Origin of the sequence: Capnocytophaga sp., from assembly GCF_030532915.1 — a bacterium.
Lineage (GTDB): Bacteria > Bacteroidota > Bacteroidia > Flavobacteriales > Flavobacteriaceae > Capnocytophaga.
This window is the reverse complement of the sequence record NZ_JAUNKD010000019.1, coordinates 46,414-56,396: the sequence shown is the minus strand read 5'-3', so window position 1 is coordinate 56,396 and position 9,983 is coordinate 46,414. Positions and strand designations below refer to the sequence as shown.

The following is a 9,983-nucleotide window of genomic DNA, read 5'->3' as shown; positions in this document are numbered from 1 at the left end:
CCTCTTTTTATTTTTATCACAACAAAAAAGTTGGGCATTTTTGATACCCAACTTTTATCTATGAAAAAAAATCACTAAAAAATCCAACGTTTAAACGCCTCAATAGCAGCATAATCTGCCATACCTAAGGCTCTGTAACGACGGGCTGTTTCGCTGTTGCGAGCTTCGGCTCGTTGCCAGAACTCGCGTAAATCCTCCCCTTGAAACATCGCCCCGTCCTTTTGTGATTGATGGAAGAAAATAGCCTGACGTTTTTTAAGCACTTGATCCGGACTCATCGGTACCGCCATTTCAATTTCGTGAATATCCCACTCGTGCCAAGCGCCTCGATAGAGCCACAACCAGCAATCTTTCATATAATCTTTATGTTTGAGATTTTTCAAAGCAGCAAAAATGGCATCTAAACACACTTTGTGTGTTCCGTGTGGGTCGGCAAGGTCACCTGCTGCGTAAATTTGATGGGGTTTCACTTCCTCAATCAAATCCATAATTATCTTAATATCAGCCTCTCCAATAGGGTTTTTCTTAGCCGAACCTGTTTCGTAAAAAGGCATATCCAAGAAATGAACTTGATTATCAGGAACACTCTCATAACGCGTAGCTGCCAATGATTCGTGACGACGGATACTTCCTTTTAAAAGGCGTACGGCAGGCGCATCAGTTTCATTGGGTTTCTTATTATTGATGGCATCAATAATCTCATTAAGCATTTGAGTATCACCCCCGTTCTTTTTGGTAATATGCTTAAATACTTCGGCAAATTTGAGTGCTTCGTGATTTGAAACGGCAAAATTTCCGGAAGTTTGATACGCTATGTGAACCTCGTGCCCCTGTGAAACCAATCGGTCAAAAGTTCCGCCCATTGAAATAACATCATCATCAGGATGCGGACTGAAAATAATCACGCGTTTTTTGTGAGGCAACTCTCTTTCAGGGCGATGCGAATCATCTGCATTGGGTTTTCCTCCGGGCCAACCGGTAATGGTGTGCTGCAAGCGGTTGAACATCGCGATATTCATATCGTATGATGAACCCGATTCTGCCAACAGTTTCGACATTCCGTTTTCGTTGTAATCCTTATCGGTAAGTTTCAAAATAGTTTTGCCCAAATGCTCACAAAGCCAAATGATTGCTTTGGCTTTCAAATCTTCATTCCATTGACAATCAGCCACAAGCCAAGGTGTTTTAATTCGGGTAAGTTGTGCCGAAGCCTCCTCATCTAACACAAAAGTGGCGTTGTTATGCCCTTGCAAATAAGTTGCCGGCACTTCGGAAGTTACATCGCCTTCAATGGCTTCTTTCACGATTTTGGCTTTGCTGTTACCCCAAGCCAAAAGCACCACACGGTCGGCTTTCATAACGGTTCTAACACCCATCGTAATGGCTTGTTTAGGTACGTTGGCAATTCCGTGGAAAGCGCCGGCTGCATCGGCACGGGTGATATGGTCAAGGGTGATGATACGCGTTCCGGAATTGCGGTGCGAACCCGGCTCATTAAATCCGATATGCCCCGTACGACCAATTCCAAGCAACTGAAAGTCAATACCTCCAAATTCTTTTATTTTTTTATCATAGCTCAAACAATAGTCTACCAATTGTTCACGCGGAACCATTCCGTCAGGGATATTGATATTTTCTTTCGGAATATCAATATGGTTAAACAAATGCTCGTGCATAAAATGCCAGTAACTTTGAACATTTTCCTTTTCCATCGGATAGTATTCATCTAAGTTAAAGGTAATTACATTGTGAAAGCTAAGCCCTTCTTCTTTGTGCAAGCGCACTAATTCTTCATATACTTTAATAGGAGAGGAACCGGTTGCCAAACCCAAAACACATTTTTTGCCTTTGGCTTGCTTGGAGCGTATTAAGTGAGCAATTTCGTGAGCGACAGCCACTGAGGCAGCTACCGAATCAGAGAAAATAACATTGTGTATCTTCTCGTAACGTGTTTCTTCAAACAATCCGGCTGGTTGGTGTTTAATGGATTGTACATTTTTTTCGATTGTTGTACTCATTTTTATTGTTTTATTGATTGTTTATCTTTTTCTAAAAACGAGGTCAAATATACGAATTAAATCTGAAACAGCAGTACAATTTATGAAAGTTTTTTTCTGTTTTTGTAACCGTTTATCAATTAGTAAATTAAAAACTAAACTGAAAATTACTTGCCGCTACATCTATTTTCATTGATAAAGAACACATTTTTTCAGAAGAACAAAACCTCTTTGTTGCTGATTAAAACTTATTTACACAAATTATTTTTCATATAAACAAATAAATTTCAAGAATTTACAAATTAAAAATCAAAAAAACGCCTATTTTTTTAGTTTTTTTTCGCACGCTACTATTTTTTTTATATATTTGCCCCGGATTATTAACAATAGTATTTTTTTTATGAAAAAAATTATTCTATCAGCGATGATGGCTGTTGCGGCAATTACCGCTTCGGCACAAGAACAAGGGCTTAGCCAAAGTAAATTTTTTGACAATTGGCAAATTGGCGTGAATGCCGGTGGGTATCTTCCTACAAAAGGGTATGATTTGATTAAGGATGTTCGTTTTAATTTCGGAGCGGAATTGAGCAAACAAATTTCACCTGTTTTCCGTTTAGGTTTTGATGCAAATGCTTACCTAAACCAAAACTGGAATGGAGCAGAAAGAAATCCATTAGTGATTGAAGAAACTAATGTGGCACTTATTGGTGCTTTTAACCTTAACAACCTTTTTGCAGGTTATAACGGTATGCCACGCAAATTTGAAGTGGAGGCTTTTGCCGGTCCGGGTTGGTTACACAAATTTGAGATGGGTGATAACAACAATTACAACGTGATGACAGCCAAATTCGGAGCTAACTTTATTTTGAATTTGGGTGAAAGCAAAGCGTTTGCTATCAAATTATCACCGTCAATTTTGTATTTTGTTGATGCCCCAAGCTCAGATGCTGCTAACAGTTTGAACATCAACTATTCAAATTCACAAGTGAATTTAGGAATTGTGTATCGCTTCAAAGGAAGCAACGGTGCACGTCACTTCACTACTATTGAAGGGAGAAACCAAGCTGAAATTGACCAACTTAACAGCAATATCAGCAGCCTACAAAGCCAGGTAAACGGCAAAGAAAGTGAACTTAACAGCGCTAAACAACGCATTTCACAACTTGAAAGTGATTTACAAGCTGCCAAAAACCAACAGCCTGTGGTGCAAACCGTTACAAAAACAAAAAACACCTTGGAATCTGTGGTTACTTTCGGTTTAGGAAAATCAACCGTTGATGCTTCACAATTACCTAACGTTGAGCGTATTGCTACGTATTTGAAAAAATATCCTAACAGCCGTGTGGTTATCAAAGGATATGCCTCTCCGGAAGGAAATGAAGAGAAAAACATTGCCTTGGCTAACGCACGTGCCGAGTCAGTTAAAAAAGTGCTTATCGCTCGTTACAAAATTGCTGCTGACCGTATCGTAGCGCAAGGAAACGGTATCGGAGATATGTTCTCTGAACCAGAATGGAACCGCGTAAGTATCGCAACTATCGAAGAAAATAAATAGGCTCGATTTATTTTAAATGTTATACAATTAATTGAAAAAACAGGTTAAATCATTATGATTTAGCCTGTTTTGCATTTGCAGAAAAACTGTAAATTCAGCTGCGAGCAAACCAAATTATTTTTTTTGACGAAAAAACTTGCATTTGAACAAGATTTAGAATAGGTTTGTAAAATAAAAATTTTAATTAAAAAAGTATGAAAGCATATATTTTCCCCGGACAAGGGGCACAGTTTGTTGGTATGGGACGTGATTTGTACGAAAAATCAAATGAAGCAAAAAAACTGTTCGATGCGGCAAATCAAATTTTGGGCTTTGACATTACCAAAATTATGTTTGAGGGCTCTGACGATGATTTAAAGCAAACAAAAGTAACGCAACCCGCCATTTTTTTACACTCCGTGATTTTAAGCAAAACATTAGGCGAATCATTTCAGCCTCAAATGGTTGCGGGACATTCATTAGGCGAATTTTCGGCATTGGTTGCCAACAAAACCCTCTCTTTTGAAAACGGATTGCAACTGGTTTACAAACGAGCGATGGCAATGCAAAAAGCCTGTGAATTACAACCCGGAACAATGGCTGCCGTTTTAGGTTTAGAGGACGCTGTGGTTGAGGAAGCTTGTAAAAAAATTGACGGAATCGTAACGCCGGCAAACTACAATTGTCCCGGTCAGTTGGTGATTTCCGGAGAACTTTCGGCAGTAGAGAAAGCCTGTGAAGCAATGAAAGAAGCCGGAGCCAAACGAGCGCTAATTTTGCCTGTGGGCGGTGCTTTTCATTCCGTTTTGATGAAACCTGCCGAAGAAGAACTGGCAAAAGCCATTGAAAACACGCCTTTCAACAAACCAATTTGTCCTGTTTATCAAAATGTTACAACAACTGCGGTTTACAATCCGAACGAAATCAAGAAAAATCTGATTAATCAACTGACCGCTCCCGTAAAATGGACACAAAGCGTGCAACAAATGATTAAAGACGGAGCCAGCGAATTTATTGAAGTCGGTCCGGGAAAAGTGTTGCAAGGACTGGTAAAAAAGATTGATAAAGAAGCAGTTGTAAGTTCTGCCGAATAATTATTTTCTTTGAGATTGTTAGCAAAACATTTTTCTAACAATCTCTTTTTTAGTTATTTTATCTATGAAAACGATTTTAGAAATTCAAAATCTCTGTAAAAAATTCGGGGCTTTTAACGCCGTAAATAACGTTTCATTTCAAATTGAAAAAGGAAATGTGTACGGCTTGCTCGGACCTAACGGAAGCGGGAAATCAACCACTTTGGGAATGATTTTAGGGGTAATAAACAAAACATCAGGAAGTTACAAATGGTTCAACGGAAGTCTCAGCAATCAGCAAGCTCTCAAACGAATTGGTGCAATTATTGAACGCCCTAATTTCTATCCGTATATGTCTGCCTACCAAAATTTGAAATTGGTTTGCAAAATCAAAGAAATTTCCGATGAAAAAATTGAAGAAAAATTAAAATTGGTAGGCTTATGGGAGTATAAAGACCGGAAATTCAAGGCTTTTTCCCTCGGAATGAAACAGCGTTTGGCGATTGCTTCGGCTTTGCTCAATGACCCCGAAATTTTGATTCTGGACGAACCCACCAACGGACTTGACCCACAAGGCATTCACAAAATCAGAGAACTCATTCAATACATTGCTTCACAAGGAGTTACTGTACTTTTAGCTTCACATTTGCTGGACGAAGTTGAAAAAGTTTGTTCGCACGTAATTGTACTTCAACAAGGAAAAATGCTCTACAACGGACGTGTTGATGAAATGATTACCAACAACGGATTTTTTGAATTGAGCTGTGAAAATAACGAAACCTTAGGTTATCTCTTAACAAATGACCCTGATTTTGAAAAAGTTACTTCTGAAAATGGAATCATCAGAGCCTTTCCAAAAACAGATTTGGAAGCATCAGAATTAAATAAATTGCTTTTCGAAAAAGGTTTTGTACTTTCTCATTTGGTAAAACGAAAAGAAAGTCTTGAAAATCAATTCCTTAAATTAACAAATTCACATAACTAATTCATTATGATACGATTATTACAAATAGAACTTATCAAAATTTGGAACAGCAGAAGCAGCCGCATTTTAATTCTTTCGTATTTCGGACTGCTCACCTTTCTTTCATTGTTTTCAATGATAAAAATTGATTTTGGTGATTTTGAATTCCATTTGGCAAAACAGGGCATTTTTGATTTTCCGTTTATTTGGCATTTTAACACCTTTTTTGCCGATTATTTCAAATTGTTTCTGGCAGTGGTCATCGTATCGATGATTGCCAGCGAATACAGCAATAAAACACTGAAACAGAACCTAATAGACGGATTAAGCAAAAAAGAATTTATTTTGTCAAAATTCCTCACAGTGGTTTTATTTGCCTTAATTTCAACGGTTGTTGTTTTTGTTATCTCAATGATTTTAGGCTTGATGTATTCCACCTTTAACGAAATCGGAATTATATTTTCACAAACGGAATTTCTGTTGGCTTATTTCTTAAAATTGGTCGGTTTTTTCAGTATTTGTTTGTTTTTTTCAGTTTTAACACGAAAATCGGCCTTTTCGCTGGGTTTTTTGATTCTTTGGTACGTCATTGAAGCGATTATTTTAGGAATTTCACACTATAACGACGGCGCTTTAAAACCGTTTACCCGTTTTTTACCATTGGAAGCAATGGGAAACCTCATCAAACAGCCTTTTACCAGAATGTCAGCCATCAAAGAAGCCGCTAATCAGGTGGGAATCAATGCCAACTACAACTATGCCGTACAATGGACAGACATTTTCATTACCCTCGGCTGGACATTCATTTTCATTTATCTTTCATATTATTTGATAAAACGACGTGATTTATGACAAAAAAAACTCCGTCAGAGTTTTAAAACTTTGACGGAGTACCAATGAACGAACAAAAACCAATTTTTATTAAAAAACGAATTCTATTTTTTCTTTACAAAACGTGTTTATGAGCTCGGTATGACGAACGAACCAAAGCACCGCTTTCCACGTGTCGGAATCCCAACGACTCCCCTATTTCTTTGTATTTGGCGAACTGCTCAGGCGTAATAAACTGTTTTACAGGCAAATGTTTTTTTGATGGTTGCAAATATTGCCCTATGGTAAGCACATCTAAATTAACGCTTTTCAAATCGTGAATGGTTTCAATCACTTCCTCTTCGGTTTCGCCAAGACCAAGCATAATCCCTGATTTTGTGCGTTTTGCACCATTTTCTTTTAAATATTTCAACACTTGCAAACTTCGGTCGTACTTGGCTTGAATGCGCACCTCACGAGTCAAACGCCGAACCGTTTCCATATTATGAGAAATCACCTCTGGCTCAACCGCAATAATACGATTTATATTTTTTCCAACTCCTTGAAAATCAGGAATCAATGTTTCAAGTGTAGTTTCAGGATTCATCCGGCGGATTGCCTTAATGGTTTCTGCCCACATAATGCTTCCCATATCTTTCAAATCATCACGATCCACCGAAGTAATTACGGCGTGCTTGATATTCATCAATTTAATGGAACGAGCCACTTTTTCGGGTTCTTCCCAATCCAACGATTCAGGGCGACCTGTTTTTACGCCACAAAATCCGCACGAACGCGTACAGATATTACCCAAAATCATAAATGTTGCCGTACCTTCACCCCAACATTCGCCCATATTAGGGCAACTTCCTGAGGTACAGATAGTATGAAGATTATATTTATCAACTACATTTCTGAGTTCGGTATATTTTTTTCCCGTCGGGAGCTTCACGCGAATCCATTTCGGTTTGCCCTTCGGCGGAAGTACACTACTTTCAACTGCAACATTGTCAATACTCATAATTTTATTTGCTATTAAATTGCCCCCAAAAATACGTTTTTTTTCTGAAATAACAATATTTTACACGATTTACTCAATGCTATACGTGCTTCCTTTTGAGGTTTTGAAAGTAACCACACCGCCTTTTTTGCGTTTTTTCACCAACACTTTTCCGTTGTGAAAAATACGTTTCCCTGCCGGAAGAAACACCTTGCATTCTTTGGCGTGCAACGACAAAATTTGAGCTTTTTGCAAGGAATGATTTTTCCATAAGAAACTCACTTCAAATCCATTACGGGTTTTCATTCCGCGCATTTCGCCGTCTTTCCAATCGGGGTGCGAAGGCAGGGCGGGCAAAAAACGAATCGCGTTATCTTTGCCGTGACTTTGCAAAAGCATTTCGGATATTCCGGCAGCTCCGCCAAAATTTCCATCGATTTGAAACGGCGGATGGGCACAAAATAAATTCGCATAAGTGCCTCCTTTTTGTCCGTGAGTTTCTCCCGACGAAACGGGATAGAGCAACTGACGCAACAAAGTCAAAGCGTGGTCTCCGTTTTGCAATCTTGCCCAAAAGTTTATTTTCCAAGCTCTTGACCAACCCGTTCCGCCGTCGCCACGCATTTTCAAAGTTTTTTCGGCGGCTTGGGCAAGCTTAGGCGTATCCCAAGGCGTAATTTCGTCATACGGATATAAGCCATAAAGGTGTGAAACGTGTCGGTGCGTAGGTTCGGCATCGTCCCAATCATCAAGCCATTCGTTTAAATCTCCGTTTTTCCCGATGACATTCGGTGCCGTATTTTTGATGATATTTTTCCATTTAGTTCGCTTATCCTTATCAATTTTTAGTATTTCGGAAGATTTTAAAACACTGGAAAACAATTCTCTAACAATCTGCATATCCATAGTCGGTGCCATACAGGTAAACCCGATTTGCTTTTTCCCGTTTTTCAATTCAGGAAGAACGTACGCATTTTCGGGCGAATTGGACGGAGCCGTTACCCAGTAGCCCGTTTTGGGGTCTTTTATCAAAATATCTTCAAAAAAGCGGGCGGCTTCTTTCAAAACCGGATAATATTCTTTCAGAAAATCAACATCTTGCGTAAATTTGTAATGTTCCCAAATATGTTCACACAGCCAAGCTCCGCCCGTGAGCGTAGAGCCCCAACTTGCCCCCTCGCCGGGTGAGGTAAAAAACCAAGGATTGCTGATAACGTGAGCCACCCAACCATCGGCATTGTAATAGGCTTTTGCTGTTTTTTTTCCGTTGGGAATCAGATTTTTAGTAAAACGGTGCAACGGTTCTGCCAAATCGGAAAGATTAGTTTGTTGTGCCAACCAATAATTCATTTGCAGATTGATATTCAGATGATAATCCCCATTCCAAGGCGTTTGGTACTCTTCCGCCCATAAACCCTGTAAGTTAGCGGGTAACAAGCCTTTTCGGGAAGACGAAATAAGCAAATAACGCCCGAAATTATAGTACAACACGGGCAAAAGTGCGTCGTTTTCTCCGCTATAAAATCGTTGCAAACGCTCAAAAGTGGTGAGTTTTTCAGTTTCGGCATTGGCGGGCATCGTCCAACGGTTTCGATTGAAAACAGATTGATATATTTCAGTGCTTTCGGCTTGTGAGGTTTCAAAATTTTCAGCGGATTTTGACAAATAACGCCGTGTTTTTTCAGTTATATTTTCATCGGAAAGTGTTCCGTTTTGATGAACATAATTTGTTGCAGCACTGATTTTTATAACTATTTGCTTGGCTGATTTGACCGACAAATGCGTTTCTTTACTTTCCAACATTCCATCAGTTTCAACCGAAGCGATGGCGGCAAATCGCATTCCGCTTTTGTTTTCATTAGAGAGCGTACCTTCCAAAATGATTTCTTTTTCATTGTAAAAAACTTGTGCATTTTTTTCACGAGAAAGCGCAAGGTCAAGTTCCAAAGGCTCGGTTGCCGAAATTTTTATCCAAATCAAATCGTTTTTAAAATCGGCAAAAGCCATTTGTTTGATTTGATTACCTTCTCTGGTAAAAGTGGTGGTTGCCAGTGCTTTTTCCGTATCAAGTACACGCTTGTAATTCTCTACGAAAGCAGTTGATTTCCAATCGATTTTCAACTCGCCCAAAACTTGATAACAACCGTAATGACAATCAGCTCCGTTTCCGTGGCAAGACCCCTTTCCCTGAGCAACGAAATGTTTTTGAAGCAATTGCTGAGCTTCCAAATTTTTTCTTTCAAGTAATAACGATTGTATTTCTTTCAAATGAGTGTGTGCTTGAGGATTATCTCCTTCTTGGCTTCCGCCCGACCAAAGAGAAATTTCATTCAGCACTATTTTATCCACATCGGTTTTTCCAAAAATCATAGCCCCCAAACGCCCATTCCCGATGGGAAGACTCTGTGTAAAATGATTGGCAGGTTTGTCAAAAATAACAGTAACATCTTGTTTTTGAGCTTTTAACTGTTCAAAAAAAGTAATAAACAATAAAAGTAACACTGATTTATTCATAGATAAAGCAATTAAGCGTCCAAAATTAACTTTTTTAGCGGATAAATGCAAACATAATTCAAACAAAAAACCGAGAAGAAAATTCTTCTCG

The 9,983-nt window shown here is 38.9% G+C and carries 7 protein-coding genes; 4 read left to right on the top strand and 3 right to left on the bottom strand.

Going from position 1 to position 9,983, the window contains the following annotated elements; genetic code table 11:
* Positions 1–74 precede the first annotated feature (74 nt).
* Positions 75–2,018, bottom strand: a complete 1,944-nt coding sequence (gene nagB / locus Q4D72_RS07435; RefSeq protein WP_303077128.1) for a glucosamine-6-phosphate deaminase — start codon at positions 2,016–2,018, stop codon at positions 75–77.
* A gap of 379 nt (positions 2,019–2,397) precedes the next feature.
* Between nagB and Q4D72_RS07430 the strand changes: the two genes are divergently transcribed.
* The 4 genes from Q4D72_RS07430 to Q4D72_RS07415 all read left to right on the top strand — a co-directional run bounded on the left by Q4D72_RS07430 (position 2,398) and on the right by Q4D72_RS07415 (position 6,420).
* Complete coding sequence (locus Q4D72_RS07430; protein ID WP_303077126.1) at positions 2,398–3,552, top strand: OmpA family protein; 1,155 nt, start codon at positions 2,398–2,400, stop codon at positions 3,550–3,552.
* A 194-nt stretch (positions 3,553–3,746) separates the two neighbouring features.
* Entirely contained in the window at positions 3,747–4,625 is an 879-nt protein-coding gene (gene fabD, locus Q4D72_RS07425; protein WP_303077125.1) for an ACP S-malonyltransferase, read from the top strand.
* A 64-nt stretch (positions 4,626–4,689) separates the two neighbouring features.
* Entirely contained in the window at positions 4,690–5,589 is a 900-nt protein-coding gene (locus Q4D72_RS07420) for an ABC transporter ATP-binding protein (RefSeq protein ID WP_303077123.1), read from the top strand.
* 6 nt (positions 5,590–5,595) lie between these two features.
* Entirely contained in the window at positions 5,596–6,420 is an 825-nt protein-coding gene (locus Q4D72_RS07415) for an ABC transporter permease (protein WP_303077121.1), read from the top strand.
* 94 nt (positions 6,421–6,514) lie between these two features.
* On the opposite strand, the gene lipA is transcribed toward Q4D72_RS07415, so the two are convergent.
* Together lipA and Q4D72_RS07405 are read right to left on the bottom strand one after the other, a co-directional pair.
* Positions 6,515–7,399 (bottom strand): lipoyl synthase, encoded by an 885-nt coding sequence (gene lipA / locus Q4D72_RS07410; RefSeq protein ID WP_303077119.1) that lies wholly within the window; start codon positions 7,397–7,399, stop codon positions 6,515–6,517.
* Positions 7,400–7,468: 69 nt separating this feature from the next.
* Positions 7,469–9,892 (bottom strand): glycoside hydrolase family 95 protein, encoded by a 2,424-nt coding sequence (locus Q4D72_RS07405; RefSeq protein WP_303077118.1) that lies wholly within the window; start codon positions 9,890–9,892, stop codon positions 7,469–7,471.
* Positions 9,893–9,983: the final 91 nt, after the last annotated feature.

What these genes read in the sequence shown, in the direction of transcription:
- nagB (WP_303077128.1), bottom strand. Translation starts at nt 2,018, where the DNA reads ATGAGTACAACAATCGAAAAAAATGTACAATCCATTAAACACCAACCA.
- Q4D72_RS07405 (WP_303077118.1), bottom strand. Translation starts at nt 9,892, where the DNA reads ATGAATAAATCAGTGTTACTTTTATTGTTTATTACTTTTTTTGAACAG.
- Q4D72_RS07420 (WP_303077123.1), top strand. Translation starts at nt 4,690, where the DNA reads ATGAAAACGATTTTAGAAATTCAAAATCTCTGTAAAAAATTCGGGGCT.
- fabD (WP_303077125.1), top strand. Translation starts at nt 3,747, where the DNA reads ATGAAAGCATATATTTTCCCCGGACAAGGGGCACAGTTTGTTGGTATG.
- Q4D72_RS07415 (WP_303077121.1), top strand. Translation starts at nt 5,596, where the DNA reads ATGATACGATTATTACAAATAGAACTTATCAAAATTTGGAACAGCAGA.
- lipA (WP_303077119.1), bottom strand. Translation starts at nt 7,399, where the DNA reads ATGAGTATTGACAATGTTGCAGTTGAAAGTAGTGTACTTCCGCCGAAG.
- Q4D72_RS07430 (WP_303077126.1), top strand. Translation starts at nt 2,398, where the DNA reads ATGAAAAAAATTATTCTATCAGCGATGATGGCTGTTGCGGCAATTACC.